This is a genomic window from Janthinobacterium sp. JF4 (genome assembly GCF_059617925.1).
In genome coordinates this window covers 291,778-311,243 of the sequence record NZ_JCAQAV010000003.1, presented here as the reverse complement: position 1 = coordinate 311,243, position 19,466 = coordinate 291,778, and the positions used below count along the sequence as shown (strand labels likewise).

Genomic DNA, 19,466 nt, shown 5'->3' with positions numbered 1-19,466 from the left:
CCGCCAGGGCACAGCTATGCGAAACACGGCTTCTTATTATGGGGAGATAGTACCGCGTGTTGGAACCGGGGCAACATTTTTTTGCCGGCAGCCACGCTGCCGGCGTTGTTGCTACTGCCCCGCCAGCGCCACCACCGGATCGAGTCCCGACGCCTTGCGCGCCGGCATGAAGCCAAACACCAGCCCCGTCACCACGGCGCAGGCAAAGGCGCCGGCGATGGCGCTCAGCGAAAAGATCACCGGCACCTCCCATACCAGCAGCAAGCCGGCCACCGTCACGCCGACCACGATGCCGGCCACGCCGCCCACCACCGACACCAGCACGGCTTCGGTGAGGAACTGGCGCAGGATGTCGCGCCGGCGCGCGCCCGTCGCCATGCGGATGCCGATTTCGCGCGTGCGCTCGCGCACCGTCATCAGCATCACGTTCATGACGCCGATGCCGCCCACCACCAGCGACACGGCGGCGATGAGGCTGAGCATCATGGTCATGTTGTCCTGCGTCTTGGCTTCGGCGGCGATCGACGCGGCGGCGTTGCTGATGCCATAGTCGCGGATGCGGTGGCGCTCGAACATGGTGGCGTCGACCGCCGCCTCCACCTCCGTCACGCGCTTGACGTCGGCCACCGCCATCACCGTGTACGTCGGCTCGCGCTGGCCGAAGACGCGGATGCCGGCCGTGGAAAACGGCAGCAGCAGCACGTCGTCTTCATCCTTCTCGCCCGTCAGCGCGCCCTTGGCGCTCATCACGCCGATCACCTGGAACGGCACATTGCCGATCAGGATGCTCTGCCCCACGGGATTGGCCACGTCGGGCATCAGTTTTTCGGCCAGGTGCGCGCCCAGCACGGCCACGGTGGCCATTTCGCGCTCGTCCTCCTCGGTGAAGAAGCCGCCCTTGGCCACCGGCCAGGTCTGGATCTGCGGCAGGGCCGGCCCCGTGCCGCGCACATACGTCTGCACGTCGAGGTTGCCGTGGCGTATCACCTTGTTGCCCGTGACATTCGGCAGCACGTGGGAAATACCCGGCACGTCTTTCAGCGCATCGAGGTCGGCCAGCGTGATGCTGCGCCCGGGGATGCGCGAGCTTTCGCCGCGCGACGCCATGTACAGCAGATTCGAGCCGAACGCGCCTAATTGGGCCATCACCTGCTGGCGCGTGCCCAGGCCGATGGCCAGCATGACGATCACGGAAGCGACGCCGATGACGATGCCGAGCAGGGTCAAGCCCGTGCGGAAGCGGTTGATCCACAGCACGCGCCAGGCCGCGCGGGCCGCGTCGAGCAATTCCGTGCCCAGCGAAGCGCCTGTATCGTGGGCGGCGCGCGACATGTCCAGCGGCGGCAGGGCCGTCGACGTGGAGGGAATGGCGACGGCGCCCGAGTCTGCGACGATTTCGCCGTCGCTGATCTCGATCACGCGGCGCGCCTGGGCCGCCACCTTGCGGTCATGCGTAATGAGGATGATGGTGTGGCCCGCGTCGGCCAGTTCGCCCAGCAGGGCCATGACTTCGGCGCCGCTGCTGCTGTCTAACGCGCCCGTCGGCTCATCAGCGAGGATGATGCGCCCGCCATTCATCAGCGCGCGCGCGATCGACACGCGCTGCTGCTGCCCGCCGGACAACTGGTTGGGCCGGTGGTCGAGCCGGTCACCGAGGCCCAGGCGCTTGAGCAGCGCTTCGGAACGGGCGTGGCGGGCGGCGGCCGGCATGCCCGCGTACAGGGCCGGCACTTCCACGTTCTCGCGCGCCGACTCGGTGGCGATCAGGTGATAACCCTGGAACACGAAGCCGAACGCTTCGCGCCGCAGCCACGCCAGTTCATCGGGATTCAGGCTGGCCACGTCCTGGCCGGCGAAGCGGTAGGTGCCGTCGCTGGGGCGATCCAGGCAGCCGAGCAAATGCATCAGGGTCGACTTGCCGGAACCGGACGCGCCCACGATGGCGACGAATTCGCCGGCGCCGATAGCCAAGGTCAGGCCCCGCAGCACTTCCACGGCCGGCGCGCCGTCGTGGCCGCCGTAGCGCTTGCGGATGCCGGCAAGTTCAATCAGGGGAGCCGGCTGGCCAGGCTCTCCTGGTTGCCCCAGCGACCTGGCCTCGCTCATGGCGCTCACAGCTGGAACCTGCTGGCGCCGCTGCCGGCCGGCTGCTCGCCCGTGACCAGCAATTCACCTTCGCGCAAGCCTTGCAGCACTTCCGCGCTGAGGCGGTTGCGCACGCCCACGGTGACGGCGCGCGTATCGACCTTGCCGTCCGCATCCATCACGCGGGCCGTGAACTGCCCCGGCCTGGCGCCTTCCCCGGTCGACGGCTTCAGCGCCGGCAAGGGCACGGCCAGCACATTCTTCGCCGCGGCCGTGACAAACACCACTTGCGCCGTCATCTGCGGCATCAGTTCGCCATCGGCGTTATCCACGTCGAACAGCACGGTATACAGGATCACCTTGCTGGTCGACGGCGCCAGGGCCGTGCCGGCGGCGGAACCACCGGGCACCGGCGGCGCGGGCAGCACTTGGCGCACCTTGCCGCTCCAGCGCCGCTGGTCGCCGCCCAGGGTGGTGAAGTACACGGGCATGTCCGGGCGCACGCGGCGCACGTCCGCTTCCGACACTTCCGTCCACACCGTCATGGCCGACAGATCGGCGATGCGCAGGATGTTCGGCGTCTGGTACGTGGCGTTCAGGGTTTGCCCTTCCTTGGCGTCCAGGCCCACCACCTTGCCGGCCATCGGCGCGTAGATGCGCGTATAGCCGAGGCGCGCCTCGTCCGCCTTCAGGCTGGCCTGGGTCTGGGCTATCTGCGCCTTCAGGTGGTCGATCTTGGCACCGGCCGAGGCCAGGGTGGCTTCGGCCGTTTCCAGGTCGGCCAGCGGCGTCGAGTCGAACTTGGCCATCTGCCGCTGGCGCACGTGCTGCTGGCCCGCCAGGCGGTGCTGCGCCTGCTGGTCGGCCAGCTGCGCGCGCAAGCCCGCCAGGGCGGCGCGGCCCGCGTCGACCGTCGCTTGCTGCACGCTGGGGTCGATCTCGGCCAGCAACTGGCCTTTTTCCACGGCGCTGCCGGGCTGCACGTGCAGGCGCGTGATCTGGCCCGACACCTGCGCGCCCACGTCGACATAGGTTTGCGGCTGCAGGGTACCGATGGCCGTGACGCTCGCTTCGATATCGCCGCGCTTGACGGGCGCCGTGTCGAATACGGTGGCCGGGCCGCGCGTGGCCCACAGGGCGCCGGCGCCAAACAGCGCCAGCAAGACCACGCCGCCGAGGATGCGGGTGCGGCGGGAAGGCAGGCGGGCCGCCATCAGGAGGCCGCTTTCAATACAGTCAAAACATCAATCGGTGTCGCCAGGCGTGAAGAATACATCGGTCTATCCTTGAAAATGGCGGTGAACATCACCGCAGGAACGTCACAAGACCTGCCAGCGCGGCGACGGCTGCCAGCAGGGAACTACGCAACAGCAAGCGGGGCGCATACGGCAGCAGCAAGGCCACCAGCAGCGCGCCGGCCGAGATAAAACCCAGCCAGGCGACCACGCCGACGGTGGCGCTCCAGCCGGCGACGCAAGGCCAGATGGCCAGCGCCAGCAGGACGGAACCGGCCAGTTGCAGCGCGCGCCGCACGTGCGGCGCCGCGTCCCTGCCCCAGACCTGCTCATGATGGCGGTCCATCGCCAGCGAGAGGCTGGCCATGCCCGCATACGACAGGCCCAGCGCACACAGGATGGTATTGATCATGACTGTCCTTCCGTATTGACTTGCAGGCTGGCCGTGGGCGCAGCGCTTTCCCTGGCGGCAGCCTTCCTGGCCGGCTTTTCCTTGCGCTTGTGGACTTTCCACGCGCCCCAGGCGGCCAGCAGGCCGAAGGCCATGCTGGCCAGCTCCACGCCGGCGCTTTCCCAGTCGCCGCGCGCGACCTGCGCCAGCAGGCTATCGCCGGTGCTCAGCACATTCAGGACCGGCAGCAGCAGGCACAGGGCGGCCAGCAAGCCCAATTGCTCGATCCACGCGCGCTTTTCCGCGCGCAGGCAGGCGTGCACCAGCATCAGGAACCAGACGCCGAAGAAGGCGCGCACTTCCCAGCCGGCCCGCTGCTCGATGCCGACGGGGATCAGGCGGTTGGCCCACAGGAAGCCCACGCAGGCGATGGACAAGCCGGCAATCGACGCCACGTTCAGGCATGCGATGACGCGGTACACGCGCTGCGTGTAAGGGCCGAACTCGCCGCCGGACTTCTGGCGCCGCTTGACCATGAACAGGATGGCGCCCGTGCCCATCATGGCCGTGCCGGCAAGGCCGCAGAAGAAGTACAGCCAGCGCATCGGCGTGCCGCCAAAGCCCACCATGTGCAGGTTCGACATGACGGAGCGCGTCAGGCCGGCACCGCCCGTATCCGACTCGCCCGGCCGGCGCACGGCGACCTGCTCGCCCGTGGCCAGCGCGTAGCAGGCCCTGCCCGTATTGGCGCTGATCCGCTCCAGCAGCTCCGTGTCTTCATTCCAGCCATACATGCACACGCGCATGGAAGCGTCGTTCGGGTTGTCCAGCACCACGGCGCGGATTTCCTGGCCGATGGCCTGTTCGGCGCGCAGCGCGAACGGCTCCAGCGCGGGAATGGCCAACGGCTGGCCTGTCTTCACGGGCTTGCCCGCATCGTTCCAGTCGGCCAGGAAGGCCTTCTTGGGATTGTCCATGCCGTATTGCGCCACCACGGGGGCCGGCACATAGTCATCGCTGAAAAATGCCAGGCCCGTGTAGGCGATCATGAACTGGAACGGCAAGGTCAGCACGGCCACCGCGTTGTGCGCGTCGAGCCACGAACGCTGGCCCTTGGCCGGGCGGAAGGTGAAGAAATCCTTGAAGATGCGCTTGTGCGTGATGACGCCGCTCACCAGCGCCACCAGCATGATCATGGTGGTGATGGCGACGATCCATACGCCGATGCGTCCCGCGTGCAGCTCGTAGTGGAAATCGACGAAATGGTGGCCGCCGATGGTTTCCCGTTCCGTTGCCTCGCGCGCATGCTCGATGACGGCGCCCGTCAGCGGGTCGAGGTCCGCCGAGCCATAGCCGCCGCTGGGCTGGAACCAGTAGGCGGACAGGCCGTGGCCGGGCCGCTGCACGGGCCAGACTTCCCACATGTCCGCCTTCGGGTGCTCCTTCGCCATGAAATCGAGCGCCAGCTCCAGGCGGTGCGCGCGGTCCGTGACTTTCGGCAGCGGCGGATCGTTCGCATGCGCCGCCTCTTCCAGGGCGTGTTCGGGCGTCATCCAGTGGCCGATCGGGTCGTCGAAGACGGCCAGGGTGCCGGTCAGGAAAATGGCGAACACCAACCAGGAAATCCACAGGCCGCTCCACGTGTGCAGCCAGGCCATGGCCTGGCGCAAGCCGCCCTGCTGCGGCGTCTTGACCACTTTGTCTACCTTGACGGCGTTCATGCGGCACCTCGCGACAGCAGCAGGCCGATGCCGCCGCAGGCGATGGCCGGCAGCAGCATGCCGAGCCAGGCGCGGCGCAGGTCTTGCACGGCAAAGACCCAGATCACGGCGCAGGTGTAGACGACGAAGGCGCTCAGGGTGGCCGTCAGCACGGCTTCGGCGCGCGACAGCGGCAGCACGGCCGACAGCAGCACGGCCACGCCGGACGTCAGCGCATAGCCGCCAAAGACGGCGGCAAGCACGCGCGAGAACAACATCATGTTGGCCGATTTCATCATCGCGGCGCTCCTGGGTATGGCTGTTGTGCCGGGCGGCAGACCTTGTACATCAGATGCATCACACTGCGTCCTTCCATTTGGATTGATCGTGGCGGCGGCACGCAGCGGCATGAAACCGGGCAGCGTGGCGCCTTGCTTGGGTACTGGATATTGAGTCTCTTAACTACAGGTGCCGCGAGAATCGAAAACGGGCAGCCCGACAGAACAATATTTTTTATTGCAAGGGCTACGGCGCCGGTTCGACCGTCACCCAATACCGCGTGCGGCTGCGCACCTGCACCGGCAGCGAGTTGGGCAGCATGTTCAAGATGCGCTGGGTGTCGGCCAGCGGGAACACGCCCGACAGACGCAGCTGGGCCACTTCCGGCGCGCAATGAATCACGCCGGGGCGGTAGCGGGCCAGGTCGGCCAGGAAATCGCCCAGGGTCACATCGTCGACGATCAGCTGCCCGCGCGACCAGGCATCCGCATACGCATCGACGGCGTGCGGCGCGTCCGGCGCATGGCGGGAAAATGCCACGCCGCGCCCGGCCGCCAGCAGCAGGGGCGCACCGATGCCGTCGCGGGGGCGGATTTCAACGGCGCTTTCAAATACGTCCACGGTGCTGTAGCCATCCTGCTGGCGCACGGCAAAGCGCGTGCCCAGCGCGCGCACCAGGCCTTCGCGCGTGGCCACCACCAAAGGCGCGTCGCTGCCGATGCCGTGGCCGCTGGTGACGAGGATCTCGCCGGCCAGCAGTTCGATCAGGCGGCGGCTGGCGGCGAAACGCACGTTCACGGCCGATCCCGTATTCAGGCTGAGCACACTGCCATCGTCCAGCACCACCTCGCGCCGCTCGCCCGTGGCCGTGCGGTAATCGGCACGCAGGGCGCGCACGCCATCCCAGGCGCCCGTCTGCGCGGCCAGCACGCCGCCGCCGGCGGCCACGCCCAGCCACGCCAGCAACTGGCGCCGCTTGCCGTTGACGGCGTGCTGCTGCGTGCCGGCCAGCGCCTGCGCGGCCGCACCGCGGTGCAAGCCGTTGAAGCGCTGCGACACCGCTTCAATATGCTGCCAGGCCCGTTCATGTTCCGGGTCGGCTTCACGCCAGCGCTGCCAGGCGGCCAGTTCCTCCTCGCAGGCCTCGCTGGACATCCGCACGGTCAGCCACTCGGCCGCCTGCTGCTGGACGTCCTCGCGGATGGCCCCCAAGGCTGCGGGTACCGCCAGCGTGCTCATGCCGGCAGCGAGAAAAACACCTGGCGGTTGGCACGCGTCAGGTATTGCTTGACCGAGCTGGCCGATACCTTCAGGCGCGCGGCGATCTCGGCATAGCTGAGGCCTTCGAGTTGCGCCAGCAAAAACGCCGTGCGCACGGGCCCCGGCAAGCCATCGAGGGCCACATCGATTTCCTGCAAGGCTTCCAGCGCCAGCAGCCGTGCTTCCGGCGCGGGCGCCACCTCGGGCGGCAGGCAGGCCAGCGCCTCCAGATAGGCGTCTTCCAGCACTTGCCGGCGGTAGCGGTGCGCCACCAGACGCCGCGCGATGGTGGCGAGAAAAGGCCGCGCCTCGCGGATCTGCGGCGCCGTGCCGGCCGTCAGCACGCTGATGAAAGTGTCTTGCGCCAGGTCCGCCGCCTCGCCCGCATTGCCCAGCTTATGCCGCAGCCAGCCCTGCAGCCAGCCGTGATGGCTGCTGTAGAGCGCGTGCAGGTCTTGTTGCTGTGCAAAATCGGCAGCCGACATGGCATCCCTTTCCGCTCAGGCGCGGCGCCTGAGAATGTAAATAAGAATTATTCTCATTCTAACCGCGTTCGTGCCATTCGTGCAATCGCGGCATGGGCAGAAATACCAACTAATCCAAAAGCAGAACAACCGCCAGGCGGTGCAGCGCAGGACCGCCTGCCCCCCGCGATGGGGTAAAATGGCGCCCATCGTCCGGCTTTCGCCGCCCACTCCCAAGCTTTTCATTGCAGGTTCATCATGCTAGATAATCTCACCCAACGGCTTGCCAAAGTCGTCAAGACCATGCGCGGCGAGGCGCGCCTGACCGAAGCGAACACCGCCGACATGCTGCGCGAAGTGCGCCTGGCGCTGCTCGAAGCCGACGTCGCCCTGCCCGCCGTGCGCGAATTCATCGCCAAAGTCAAAGAAAAAGCCATGGGCGAGGATGTCATTTCCTCGCTCACGCCAGGCCAGGCCCTGGTTGGCGTGGTGCAGCGCGAGCTGGCCGCCCTGATGGGCGCCGACCTGGGACCGGAAGCGTCGCAGATCAGCTTTGCGCAGCAGCCGCCCGCCATCATCCTGATGGCCGGTCTGCAGGGTGTGGGTAAAACCACCACCGTCGGCAAGCTGGCGAAATACCTGAAGGAAGAAAAGAAGAAGAAAGTGCTGACCGTCTCGGCCGACGTGTACCGTCCCGCCGCGATCGCCCAGCTGCAATCGGTCACCGCCCAGGTGGGCGCCGACTTCTTCCCGTCCGCCAGCACGGACAAGCCGGTCGATATCGCCCTGGCCGCGCTGGACTGGGCGAAAAAGCATTACCACGATGTGCTGATCATCGATACGGCGGGCCGCCTCGGTATCGACGAAGAGATGATGCGCGAAATCGCCGCCGTCCACAACGCCGTGAAACCGATCGAAACGCTGTTTGTCGTCGACGCCATGCTGGGCCAGGACGCCATCAACACGGCGAAGGCCTTCAATGATGCGCTGCCGCTGACCGGTATCGTGCTGACCAAGCTCGATGGCGATGCGCGCGGCGGCGCGGCCCTGTCGGTGCGCCATATCACGGGCAAACCGATCAAGTTTGCCGGCGTCTCGGAAAAACTCGACGGCCTGGAAGCATTCGACCCGACCCGCATGGCCAACCGCATCCTGGGCATGGGCGACATCCTGGCCCTGGTGGAAGAGGCGCGCAAGGGCGTCGACAGCAAGGCGGCAGCGGACCTGGCGCAAAAGATCAAGGTCGGCGGCAAGTTCGACATGAACGACTTCAAGGCGCAGCTTGGCCAGATGAAGAAAATGGGCGGCATGGCCAACCTGATGGACAAACTGCCGGCCCAGTTCCAGCAGGCGGCAGGCGGCAAGAACATGGATCAAGCCGACAAGCAGGTGCGCCGCATGTGCGGCATCATCGACTCGATGACGCCGCAGGAACGCGCCAAGCCTGAATTGATCAAGGCCACGCGCAAGCGCCGTATCGCCGCCGGCGCCGGCGTGCAAGTGCAGGAAGTCAACCGCATGCTGACGCAATTCGAGCAAATGCAGACGATGATGAAGAAATTGTCGGGCGGGGGCATGATGAAGATGATGCGTTCCATGAAGGGTATGATGCCTGGGATGAGGTAAGGCTTCAAAATCCGCTGCGCGGTGGTCCTTGCGGCCGGCGATGCTCACCGTACTTTAGTACGGTTGCGCTTCTCGGCCACAAATACCATCCGCTCGCTGTGATTTTGAAGGCCTTCATTAAGCCGCGTGTGCAAACTCGACAGGCTAAAAACATCGTTCTAAATCATGCCGGATTGCATTTTCATGTGTCCGGCATCACTCTTCCCTCCCCCTGCAGTACCCCTCCCCGCATAGCCAGCAACCATGCCCTTTACGGGCAAAAACGCCGTTCTGCGCCCCCAAGCGGTGCGCCCGGGCGACAGCATGGCCATTTCCCTGCTTTTTCCTCGTGAAAACGTGAAAAACACTTGCATACAAGGTAAATCCACACCAATATTAGCCGTGCGATTAATTGCGCAATTTCCCATGTGTTTGTTAAGGAGGCTCGAAGATGGCAACAGCCAAAAAAACCCCAGTAGCAGCGCCAGCCAAAGCAGCAGCAGCCAAGCCTGCAGCCGCCAAGAAAGCAGCACCCGCAGCCAAAGCAGCAGCTAAACCAGCAGCGGCGAAGAAAGCGGCAGCACCGGCAACACCACGCAAGCCAAACGCAGCATTCATGAAAGCAATGACGCCATCGAAAGAGCTGGCCGCCGTTGTTGGCGCAGCACCACTGCCGCGCACGGAAGTGACCAAAAAGGTATGGGATTACATCAAAAAACTCGATCTGCAAGATCCGGCCAATCGCCGCATGATCAATGCGGACGACAAGCTGAAAGCAGTTTTCGGCGGCAAAGCCCAGGTCTCCATGTTTGAAATGACGAAACTGATCTCCGATCATTTGAAATAATCAGATACGCACAGGGCGTTTTGCGCCGTGTGAGTGCCCCGCCGCATCACTGCGAGCGGGGCATTTTTTTGGCTGCAAACGCCGACGATGTTGTCGGATTACGGTCTTGCAGACCTAATCCGACCTACGTCCGACCTACCCTCCCGGCTTGAATTCCCACTGGCTCCACGCGGCCCTTACCGCATTCGGATACTCGGCCCTGCCCCGGCTGCCGTTATACCGCCCAAGCGCCAGGTACAAGTCGCCCTTTTCCATATCCAGGTACATGCGCAAAATCGCGCAGCCATAGCGCAAATTCGTTTGCATGTGGAATAGCTTGCTGCGGTCATGGTCGCCGATGACGCCCGTCCAGAACGGCATCACCTGCATGTAGCCGCGCGCGCCGGCCAGCGAGACGGCGTACTTGCGATAGGCCGACTCCACCTGGATCAGGCCCAGCACCAGGGCCGGTTCCAGGCCCGCGCGGCGCGCTTCGTACCATACCGTTTCCAGGAATTCCGTGCGCAGTTGCGCGTCCGGCAGCTTGCGCTGCAGGCGTTGCGACATCTGCGCCAGCCATTGCTGGTAGCGCTGCAAGTCGGCGGGAGTGGCAAATTTGGGCTGCGGCGGGCGTTCGTCGCGAATCGCGTGCGACAGGGCCAGGCGGACGGAGTCGGCCAGCGCCTCCTCCTTCTGGTTGCCGGCCTGCGCCAAGGGAGCGCAGGCCAGGCCGGCTGCCAGCGCGAGCGCGCCAGCCGTTTTACTTACTGATATGCGCTTCACTGCGCCATTTTGCCCTGGATGAAGGCGGCGATCTCGTCCGGCGCCACGCCGGTCGCTTCCGTATCGCGGCGGCCCTGGTATTCCAGCTTGCCTTCTTTCAGGCCGCGCTCGCCGATGACGATACGGTGCGGCACGCCAATCAGTTCCCAGTCAGCAAACATGGCGCCAGGACGCAAGCCGCGGTCGTCGACGATGACATCGACGCCAGCGCCTTGCAGGGCCGCGTACAGCTTCTCCGTCTCTTCCTTGACCAGTTCGCTGCGGTCCATGCCCATCGGGCACAGCACGACTTCGAATGGCGCGATCGACGCTGGCCAGATGATGCCCTTGTCGTCGAAGTTCTGTTCGATGGCGGCGCCCAGGATGCGCGTCACGCCGATGCCGTAGCAACCCATCTGCAGCGGCGCAGGCTTGCCATTTTCGTCAAGGAAGGTGGCTTTCATGCTTTCCGAGTACGCCGTACCCAGCTGGAACACGTGGCCCACTTCGATGCCGCGCTCGATGGCGAGTGCACCCTGGCCGTCCGGCGAAGCGTCGCCGGCGACGACATTGCGCAAGTCGGCCACGATGGCAGGCTCGGCCAAGTCACGGCCCCAGTTGGCGCCCGTGTAGTGGAAACCGGCGTCATTCGCGCCGCAGACGAAGTCGCTCATGTGGGCGACCGTGCGGTCCGCCACCACGGTGACGGGGGCGCGGGTAGCAATCGGGCCCAGGTAGCCGGGAATCGTGCCGTAGACTTCGAGGATTTCTGCTTCCGTCGAGAAACGGTGACCGGCCAGGCCGGCAACCTTGCCCACCTTGATCTCGTTCAATTCATGGTCGCCGCGCAGCAGCAGCATGAAATGCTGTTGCGTGACTTTCTCGTCCTTGCCCGTCGTTTCCACCGTCAGGGCGATGGTTTTCACGGTCTGCGACAGTTCCAGGCCCAGCAGGGTGGCCACGGTTTCGCACTTGACGGTATCCGGCGTGGCCGTTTTCGTCAGCGCCTGGCTTGCTGCCGGACGCTCGCCCGCTGGCGGCAGCGCTTCGGCCGCTTCCATGTTGGCGGCGTAGTCGGACGTCGGGCAGTACACGAGCGCGTCTTCACCCGTGTGGGCGATGACGTGGAATTCATGCGAACCGGAACCGCCGATGGCGCCGTTGTCGGCGGCCACGGCGCGGAACTGCAGGCCGAAACGCGTGAAGATGCGCGTGTAGGCGTCAAACATGACCTTGTACGACGCTTGCATGCCGGCCAGGTCGCGGTCGAACGAGTAGGCGTCCTTCATGGTGAATTCGCGGCCGCGCATCAGGCCGAAGCGGGGGCGGCGCTCGTCGCGGAACTTGGTCTGGATGTGATAAAAGTTCAACGGCAGCTGGCGGTAGGACTTGATTTCCGTGCGCACGACGTCGGTGATGACTTCTTCCGACGTCGGCTGGATCGCGTATTCGCGGCCGTGGCGGTCTTTCACGCGCATCAGTTCGTCGCCCATCTTGGTCCAGCGGCCCGTCTCTTGCCACAGTTCGGCCGGCTGCACGAGCGGCATCAGCAGTTCGATACCGGCGGCTTTGTTCATCTCGTCACGGATGATGGCTTCCACCTTGCGGATCACGCGCAAGCCCATCGGCATGTAGGTATAGATGCCGGAACCGAGGCGTTTGATCATGCCTGCACGCATCATCAATTGGTGGCTGACGATTTCCGCGTCAGAAGGTGCATCTTTAAGTGTGGAAATAAAAAAACGGGAGGCGCGCATAACGGTGAATTCTTTTTAAAAAGAGAGGGTTATAATCAACCTAATTTTAAAGGATTAGCTGGCTGATGCGTCCATACTTTACACAAATGCGCTCAATTGGTGCGATTCCGGCGCTTTTCGCACCCCGAAAAGGTCACCGGCTTGCGAAGTTGTGGGTAATTATGTAAAAAAGGACGCACTGTCGCAGAAAGTTTGAGGTGCATTATGCTCGACCGTGAAGGGTTTCGGCCCAACGTCGGCATCATCCTGCTAAACGCCCAGAACGAGGTGTGGTGGGGCAAGCGGGTGCGCGAGCACTCATGGCAGTTTCCACAAGGCGGTATCAAATATGGCGAAACACCGGAACAAGCCATGTTTCGCGAACTTGAAGAGGAAATCGGACTCAGACAGGAACACGTCAAAATTGTCGGCCGCACCCGCGACTGGCTGCGCTATGAAGTGCCAGACCACTTCATCAAGCGCGAGATTCGCGGCCATTACCGTGGCCAGAAGCAGATTTGGTTTCTGCTGAGAATGTGCGCGCGCGATAACGACGTCAATCTGCGCCTGACCGACCATCCCGAGTTCGACGCCTGGCGCTGGCATGAATACTGGGTCCCGCTCGATGTCGTCATTGAATTTAAACGCGATGTCTACCAGCGTGCCTTGCAGGAGCTGTCCCGCTTCCTGACCTGGCCCGTGCATGGCAACGCACAGCAAGCGCACCGCCACACGTCGCGCTACCTGCGCCAGCCCCATGCGCCACGGGCACAGGATGGCGCGGCACTGGCCAAGCCTTGCGACGGCATTGCCGCCGAAGGGTGTACGCCGGAGCTGATCTTGCCGGGCAAGGGGTAGTCCGCCGCAATGAACGCACTCTCCCACGCAAAAGGGGCAGCCTGACCAGGCTGCCCCTTTTTTCATGCCGGCAGGAAACTCCCCTGCCGGTCAGGCTGACTTAGTTTGCTGCCGGCACTGGCGCAGCGGCGGAAACGTCCAGGGTAATCGCTTTGAGACCGAGGATATTGCTGCTGTAGTGGCGGATCTTGTTGGCCAGGGCCGGGTCGTTGTTCAGCTTTTGACCGTACGACGGCACCATTTCCACCATCTTCGCTTGCCATTCCGGCGTGGCCAGGCGGCTCTTGAATGCCGTTTGCAGCACCTTGATCATGATTGGCGGCGCGGTCGAGGCACCGGGCGACGCACCCAGCAAGGCAACGATGCTGCCATCGGCGGCGCCGACGACTTCCGTGCCGAACTGCAGCAAGCCACCTTTGACCGGGTCATCCTTGACGATCTGCACGCGCTGACCAGCGTTTTGCAAGGTCCAGTCTTCCATCTTGGCGTTCGGCAGGTATTCGCGCAGGGTCTTCAAACGGTCTTCCGGCGTGTTCATGACCTGTTCAACCAGGTATTTCGTCAGTGGAATATTGTCATAGCCGGCTTGCAGCATCGGTTTCACATTGCCCGTGCCGATCGAGGCAGGCAAGTCGATCCACGAACCGTTTTTCAGGAACTTCGTCGAGAAGGTGGCAAACGGGCCAAACAGCAGGGCTTTCTTGCCATCGATGATGCGCGTATCGAGATGCGGCACGGACATCGGCGGCGAACCGACGGACGCCTTGCCGTAGACCTTGGCCGCATGCGCCGCCACCAGTGCCTGATTGGTGGTCACCAGCCATTGGCCGCCCACCGGCACGCCGCCGTAGCCCTTGGCTTCAGGAATGCCCGATTTTTCCAGCAGCGGCAGCGAACCGCCGCCGGCGCCGATGAAGACGAACTTGGCGCGCATGGTCTTTTCCTTGCCGGCGGCCAGGTCTTTCACCGTCACGTTCCACACGTCATCGGCGCCGCGCTGGATGTCTTCCACCTGGTGACGCAGGTGCAGGACCATGCCGTGGCTGTCCGTCAGGTATTTCACTAGGCCGCGCGTGAGGTTGCCGAAATTGACGTCGGTACCGATTTCCATGCGCGTCGCGGCCACTTTCTGGCCCTTGTCGCGCCCTTGCATGACCAGCGGCGCCCATTGCGCGATCTGCGCCTGATCTTCCGAGTACAGCATGCCCTTGAACAGGTTTTCCTTTTGCAGCGCGGCGTAGCGCTTCTTCAAAAAGGCAATATTATCGTCGCCCCACACCAAGGCCATGTGCGGCACGTTGTTGATGAAGGTCTGCGGCGCGCCCAGGTGCTTGTTGGCGACCTGATAGGCCCAGAATTGCTTGGAAATTTCGAATTGCTCGTTGATGGCAACGGCTTTCTTGGTCTCGATGCTGCCATCGGCCGCTTCCGGCGTGTAGTTCAGTTCGGCAAACGCCGAGTGGCCCGTGCCCGCGTTGTTCATCGCGTCCGAGCTTTCGGCGGCCACGGAATCAAGGCGCTCGACCATTTCCATCGTCAGCGACGGATCGAGTTCCTTGAGCATGCTGCCCAGGGTGGCGCTCATGGTGCCGGCGCCGATCAGCAGCACATCGACCGGTTTTTCGGACGAGGCCGGCGGGGTCTTGTCACATGCCGCCAGGATCAGGCACGACATCAAAAGTAATAGCGATTTACGCATGGGTAACTCCGTTATGAATACTGAGGGTTGGTTCTTCCAGGCCACCCGGGCGGCAAGCGCAAGCTCATCGGAAAATGGCTATCCCTCCAGCGCAAGAACGGCCGGATCAAGGGGTAACGATGGTGATGACGCATGCATGCCGCCGCCGGCGCGCCGCAGCTTGCGGCAGCGATGGAGTGGCGAAGGTGCGGACAAGGAAAACACGGCGCCGCTGCTGTTTTGGCCCTCGCGCGGGGCCAAACTCACAACACGGCGATTGTGATTGTCTATAGCAAATATCAAGAACAGCGATTTTATCACCGTTATTTACCCTTGCCGGGCCGCCAGGATCGTGGATAACACTTACTGTGGAGTATTAATTTGGCAGTAAGCAGGCATCAAAAATCCAGTTGATGCAGGAATGCACGGAGCAAGAAACGGATGGCGGGCCCGCGTCCATCATGGTCTGATAACGCTTTGACCACACCGGAGCTTGAGCATGTCTTTTCGTATCCGCGGCCTCTCGCCCGCCCCTTTCCTGGCCTGTTTCGGCCTGCCCGACGCCGAACTGGCCGCGCTGGGCATGATTCGCCATGTGGTCGACAGCCAGCCCGGTTACCCGGACCGCATCGAACTGCGCGACGCGGCGATCGGCGACACGGTGCTGCTGCTGAACCATGTCTGCCAGGATGCGGACACGCCCTACCGCGCCTCGCACGCCATCTTTATCCGCGAGGGCGCCACGCAAACCTATGACGCCGTCGACCAGGTGCCGGAATCGATGCGCATCCGGCTGCTGTCGCTGCGCGGCTATACGGAAGATGGGATGATGGTCGATGCCGATGTGGTGGAAGGCACGGCCATCGAAACCGTGATCGCGCGGCTGTTTAAGAACCCGGCTGTCAGCTATATCCACGCGCACAATGCCAAACGTGGTTGTTATGCGGGCAGGATCGAGCGGGCCTGAGAACTTATCACGGCTACGCGGTACAATATCGCCTGCCCTTTTCAGCCCCGTGCCAAAACGATGTTCAATCCTTCCTCCGACGATGTGCGCCGCTTCTTTTGCGAAACGTTACGCAAGCACCGCGCCCATGAAATCCTCACGCCGATGGAAGCCATCGCGCTCGACTGGATCCTGGAACACCCCGAGTATGAAAACGAGCTCTCCGACGTCGAAGCGGCGCTGGCGCGCGACTATTCCGTCGAAGGGGGACAAGCCAATCCTTTCCTGCACCTGTCCATGCATCTGTCGATCACGGAGCAGGTCCAGGTGGACCAGCCGCGCGGCATCCGCCCGGCCGTCCAGCAACTGACCCAGCGCCTCGATTCGGCCCATGCGGCCCAGCACGAAGTGATGGAATGCCTGGGCCAGATGATCTGGGCTTCGCAGCGCTCGGGCTTGCCGCCCGATACGGACGCGTATATCGACTGCGTCCGCCGCCGGTAGGAACACCTGTCAAAACCTGTTGCGCGTCGCGCTTTGCGGCCTGCGATGCTCACCGTACTAGAGTACGGTTGCGCTTCTTAGCCACAAATCGCTGCCGCCCGCTACGGTTTTGCCAGGTGTAGTGCCAGTACTACCTCACATCGGTTTTACTGCCTCCTTCATGCGCTGAGGCAAGGCCTGTGCAGGCCCTCTTCCCAGCAATCCCAGCACCACCTGCAGCGCCATGGCGACGGCGCCGACGATGAAGACCACGTCGCCGAAGGTGCGTATCCAGCGCAGGTTCTGCAACAGCGGCTGCTGCATGAATGCCTCGCTGCGCGCATACCACAGGCCTTCCGTCACGCTGGCATGGAACTGGATGATGCCGATCGGCAGCAAGCTGGTAAAGATCATCAGCACCAAGCCCCCGTTCAAGCCCCAGAACGCCGTCTTCATCAAGGCAGGGCTGAAGCGGTAGTGGGGCCGCAAATAGCGCAGCACCAGCAAGGTAAAGCCCAGCGCCAGGAAGCCGTACACGCCGAACAGCGCCGCATGCGCATGCACGGGGGTCGTGTTCAGGCCCTGGATGTAATACAAGGCCACGGGCGGATTGATCATGAAGCCCAGCACGCCAGCGCCCAGCATGTTCCAGAAGGCGACGGCGACAAAGCACATCATGGGCCAGCGCAACTGCTCCATCCATGGCGCGCGCTCCTTCAAACGCCAGTTTTCCCACGCTTCGTGGCCCAGCACGATCAGCGGCACCACTTCCAGCGCGCTGAAGCTGGCGCCGATGGCCATCACGGGCGTGGTGGTGCCGGCAAAGTACAGGTGGTGGAAGGTGCCGGGTATCCCGCCCAGCATGAACAGCGAGGCCGACGCCAGGCTGGCGGTGGTGGCCATGCGCACCGACACCAGGCCCAGGGTCGAGAAGATGAAGGCCAGCGCCGTGGTGGCGAACACTTCGAAGAAGCCTTCCACCCACAGGTGCACCACCCACCAGCGCCAGTATTCCATCACCGACAGGTGCGTGCGTTCGCCGTAGAACAGGCCGGCGCCATAGAACAGGCCGATGGCGCCGACGGATGCCGTCAGCAGCGCCAGCAGGTTCCTGTCGCCGCCCGGCTGGCGCAAGGCTGGCACGACGCCGCGCAGCATCAGCACGAGCCACAGCAAGATACCGACAAACTTGCCGATCTGCCACAAACGTCCCAGGTCCACATATTCATAGCCCTGGTGGCCGAGCCAGAAATTCCACTCGGGCGGCATCACTTGCGCAATGGCCAGGTAGTTGCCGATAAACGAGCCGACCACCACGGCGACCAGGGCCCAGAACAGCACGTCGACACCCAGGCGCTGCCACTTGGGGTCTTTGCCGCCATTGATCAGGGGCGCGAGGAACAGGCCCGCAGCCAGGAAACCCGTGGCGATCCAGAACAGCGCAGCCTGGATATGCCAGGTGCGCGTGAGCGCATACGGGAACCAGCGCGACACGTCGACGCCGTAGAACTGCTGCCCTTCCACCGTGTAGTGCGCCGTAAAGCCGCCGATGAAGACCTGGAAGATGAACAGCGCCACCACCAGGAACAGATACTTGCCCAGCCCCCGCTGCGAAGGCGTGAGGGCAAACGTCGTCAACGGATCGCGCGGACCGGGGGCCGGCAGCGCTTCGTCGTGGTCGCGCAGGAAGGCCCAGCCCCAGACGAGGAAGCCCACGCCGGCCAGCAGCACCACCACGCTGGCGACCGACCAGACGAGGTTTTCGCCGCTGGGCTGGTTGCCGATCAGCGGTTCATGCGGCCAGTTGTTCGTATACGTCACTTTCTGGCCCGGACGCTCGGTGGCGGCGGCCCACGCCGTCCAGAAGAAGAACTGCGTCATCTGCGCGCGCCGCTCGGCGCTGGGCAGGGTGTTTTCCTTCATGGCGAAATGCTCGCGGCTGGCATGCAGCGCGGGCGCGTCGGAAAACAGCTGGTCGTAATAGTGCGCCGTGTTGGCGATGGCTTGCACGCGGCGTGCCGACAGGCGCAGCACTTGCGCCTCATCGGTCCGGTTGCCGCGGTATTCCATCTTGAGCGCTTCGCGCAGCGCCGCCTGCGCGGGGCCGTCGAGCGCCGCGTACGCCTTGCCATGCTGCTCTTGCGCGGCCAGTTCCAGCCAGGCCGTCAATTCGCGGTGCAGCCAGTCGGCCGTCCAGTCGGGCGCCTGGTAGGCGCCGTGGCCCCAGATGGAGCCCAGCTGCATGCCGCCGACGGATTGCCAGGCCGTCTGGCCGTCGAGGATGCCCTCGCGGTCGAACAGTTGCCGGCCATCCTGCGCCAGCACTTGCGCGGGAATCGGCGGCGCCTGCCGGTAGACTTCGACGCCGTAGTAGCCGAGCAGCGAAAACGTCACGATCAGCACACCGATCAGGGTGAACCAGAGTTTTTTGTAGGGACCCATGGGTCTTTCCTTTGTCAGTGCACCGCGGCCGGCGCAAAGCGCTCGAACAGGATATTGTTTTCGGTATGGATGTGCGCCATCAAGTCTTCGCGGAAGGTGCGCAAGCCCGTGTACAGCGCGCGCCAGGTGGTGCAGGCGCCGCCAGGAGCGGTGATATCGTTCGTCATTGCCTCCATGGCGCGCAAGGCCACGCCATGGTCGTCGTGCTCCATGCGCATCACGTTGATGGGTGCGCCGGCCCGGGGGCCCTGGCCACGCACGATCATCGGGAACAGCACGTCTTCTTCCTTGCGCATATGGCTTTCCAGCTCCTGCGCCATGGCCGACAGGTGTTCCGCCAGCCCGTGCGGACAGTCGGCGCGGTCGCCATGCACCTGCTCGACCTTGCGCGCCAGGCGTATCAGCTCGGGCAGCTGCTCGCGGTGCACGGCGTGGTAGCGCGCCAGGATGTGCTCCACCAGCTCGGTGGCCGAGGCGTCCTGCCAGTCACGCTCGCCGCTGGTATCGGCGCGTTCTGCCAGCAGCCGCAGTTCCTCGACGATGGGCGCCGTGTCCACGCCGGCCGCTTCGGCCGCCGCGCGCAGGGTCTTGTTGCCGCCGCAGCAGAAATCCAGGCGGTGCGCATCGAACAGGCGCGTGGCGCCGGGGATGCGGCGGGCCAGCTGGCCCAGGGATAGCTCGATCATTTCCATAACAGTTCCTTGAGGATGAATAGG

Annotated in this window: 18 protein-coding genes; 6 read left to right on the top strand and 12 right to left on the bottom strand. The window is 64.1% G+C overall.

The annotated features are described in order from the left end of the window. Nucleotides 1-111 precede the first annotated feature (111 nt). From AC54AF_RS05095 to AC54AF_RS05065, 7 genes are all read right to left on the bottom strand, one after another. Nucleotides 112-2,106, bottom strand: coding sequence for a MacB family efflux pump subunit (locus AC54AF_RS05095; protein ID WP_496635645.1), 1,995 nt, complete (start codon nucleotides 2,104-2,106; stop codon nucleotides 112-114). A 5-nt stretch (nucleotides 2,107-2,111) separates the two neighbouring features. Continuing rightward, nucleotides 2,112-3,299: an efflux RND transporter periplasmic adaptor subunit gene (locus AC54AF_RS05090; RefSeq protein WP_496635644.1), complete on the bottom strand. Its 1,188-nt coding sequence runs from the start codon at nucleotides 3,297-3,299 to the stop codon at nucleotides 2,112-2,114. A 91-nt stretch (nucleotides 3,300-3,390) separates the two neighbouring features. Beyond that, nucleotides 3,391-3,732: a DUF3325 domain-containing protein gene (locus AC54AF_RS05085; RefSeq protein ID WP_496635643.1), complete on the bottom strand. Its 342-nt coding sequence runs from the start codon at nucleotides 3,730-3,732 to the stop codon at nucleotides 3,391-3,393. After that, nucleotides 3,729-5,432 carry a PepSY-associated TM helix domain-containing protein gene (locus AC54AF_RS05080; protein WP_496635642.1) on the bottom strand — a complete coding sequence of 568 codons (1,704 nt, stop codon included), beginning with the start codon at nucleotides 5,430-5,432 and terminating at the stop codon, nucleotides 3,729-3,731. Before AC54AF_RS05080 ends, AC54AF_RS05085 begins: the two co-directional genes overlap by 4 nt. Further along, nucleotides 5,429-5,710, bottom strand: a complete 282-nt coding sequence (locus AC54AF_RS05075) for a hypothetical protein (protein WP_131685525.1) — start codon at nucleotides 5,708-5,710, stop codon at nucleotides 5,429-5,431. Before AC54AF_RS05075 ends, AC54AF_RS05080 begins: the two co-directional genes overlap by 4 nt. Before the next feature lie 226 nt (nucleotides 5,711-5,936). After that, a complete protein-coding gene (locus AC54AF_RS05070; RefSeq protein ID WP_496635641.1) occupies nucleotides 5,937-6,929 on the bottom strand; it encodes a FecR domain-containing protein in 993 nt (330 codons plus the stop codon). Then, nucleotides 6,926-7,435: a sigma-70 family RNA polymerase sigma factor gene (locus AC54AF_RS05065; protein WP_496635640.1), complete on the bottom strand. Its 510-nt coding sequence runs from the start codon at nucleotides 7,433-7,435 to the stop codon at nucleotides 6,926-6,928. Before AC54AF_RS05065 ends, AC54AF_RS05070 begins: the two co-directional genes overlap by 4 nt. 237 nt (nucleotides 7,436-7,672) lie before the next feature. Here AC54AF_RS05065 and ffh point away from each other — a divergent pair, with 237 nt between their 5' ends. Continuing rightward, on the top strand, nucleotides 7,673-9,040 hold the full coding sequence (ffh, locus tag AC54AF_RS05060; protein WP_131685527.1) for a signal recognition particle protein: 1,368 nt from the start codon (nucleotides 7,673-7,675) through the stop codon (nucleotides 9,038-9,040). Between the two features lie 430 nt (nucleotides 9,041-9,470). Then, a complete protein-coding gene (locus tag AC54AF_RS05055; RefSeq protein ID WP_071653383.1) occupies nucleotides 9,471-9,866 on the top strand; it encodes an SWIB/MDM2 domain-containing protein in 396 nt (131 codons plus the stop codon). Between the two features lie 135 nt (nucleotides 9,867-10,001). Here AC54AF_RS05055 and AC54AF_RS05050 read toward each other — a convergent pair whose 3' ends face one another. Both AC54AF_RS05050 and AC54AF_RS05045 read right to left on the bottom strand, forming a co-directional pair. Beyond that, nucleotides 10,002-10,628, bottom strand: a complete 627-nt coding sequence (locus AC54AF_RS05050) for a lytic transglycosylase domain-containing protein (RefSeq protein WP_496635639.1) — start codon at nucleotides 10,626-10,628, stop codon at nucleotides 10,002-10,004. Continuing rightward, a complete protein-coding gene (locus tag AC54AF_RS05045; RefSeq protein WP_496635638.1) occupies nucleotides 10,625-12,364 on the bottom strand; it encodes a proline--tRNA ligase in 1,740 nt (579 codons plus the stop codon). The genes AC54AF_RS05050 and AC54AF_RS05045 overlap by 4 nt, the downstream gene beginning before the upstream one ends. 204 nt (nucleotides 12,365-12,568) lie before the next feature. On the opposite strand from AC54AF_RS05045, the gene AC54AF_RS05040 reads away from it, so the two are divergent. After that, nucleotides 12,569-13,201 (top strand): RNA pyrophosphohydrolase, encoded by a 633-nt coding sequence (locus AC54AF_RS05040; protein WP_076566319.1) that lies wholly within the window; start codon nucleotides 12,569-12,571, stop codon nucleotides 13,199-13,201. A gap of 100 nt (nucleotides 13,202-13,301) precedes the next feature. Here AC54AF_RS05040 and mqo read toward each other — a convergent pair whose 3' ends face one another. Continuing rightward, nucleotides 13,302-14,900 (bottom strand): malate dehydrogenase (quinone), encoded by a 1,599-nt coding sequence (mqo, locus tag AC54AF_RS05035; RefSeq protein ID WP_496635637.1) that lies wholly within the window; start codon nucleotides 14,898-14,900, stop codon nucleotides 13,302-13,304. Nucleotides 14,901-15,032: 132 nt separating this feature from the next. Here mqo and AC54AF_RS05030 point away from each other — a divergent pair, with 132 nt between their 5' ends. The 3 genes from AC54AF_RS05030 to AC54AF_RS05020 all read left to right on the top strand — a co-directional run bounded on the left by AC54AF_RS05030 (nucleotide 15,033) and on the right by AC54AF_RS05020 (nucleotide 16,329). Next, nucleotides 15,033-15,239: a hypothetical protein gene (locus tag AC54AF_RS05030; RefSeq protein WP_131685531.1), complete on the top strand. Its 207-nt coding sequence runs from the start codon at nucleotides 15,033-15,035 to the stop codon at nucleotides 15,237-15,239. 139 nt (nucleotides 15,240-15,378) lie between these two features. Beyond that, nucleotides 15,379-15,846: a DUF1203 domain-containing protein gene (locus tag AC54AF_RS05025; RefSeq protein WP_496635636.1), complete on the top strand. Its 468-nt coding sequence runs from the start codon at nucleotides 15,379-15,381 to the stop codon at nucleotides 15,844-15,846. Nucleotides 15,847-15,906: 60 nt separating this feature from the next. After that, nucleotides 15,907-16,329: a DUF1841 family protein gene (locus tag AC54AF_RS05020; RefSeq protein WP_034780276.1), complete on the top strand. Its 423-nt coding sequence runs from the start codon at nucleotides 15,907-15,909 to the stop codon at nucleotides 16,327-16,329. A gap of 135 nt (nucleotides 16,330-16,464) precedes the next feature. Here the strand turns inward: AC54AF_RS05020 and AC54AF_RS05015 are convergent, their stop codons facing one another. Further along, nucleotides 16,465-18,750: a nitric-oxide reductase large subunit gene (locus AC54AF_RS05015; protein WP_496635635.1), complete on the bottom strand. Its 2,286-nt coding sequence runs from the start codon at nucleotides 18,748-18,750 to the stop codon at nucleotides 16,465-16,467. Nucleotides 18,751-18,764: 14 nt separating this feature from the next. Next, a complete protein-coding gene (ytfE, locus tag AC54AF_RS05010) occupies nucleotides 18,765-19,442 on the bottom strand; it encodes an iron-sulfur cluster repair protein YtfE (RefSeq protein ID WP_496635634.1) in 678 nt (225 codons plus the stop codon). Nucleotides 19,443-19,466: the final 24 nt, after the last annotated feature.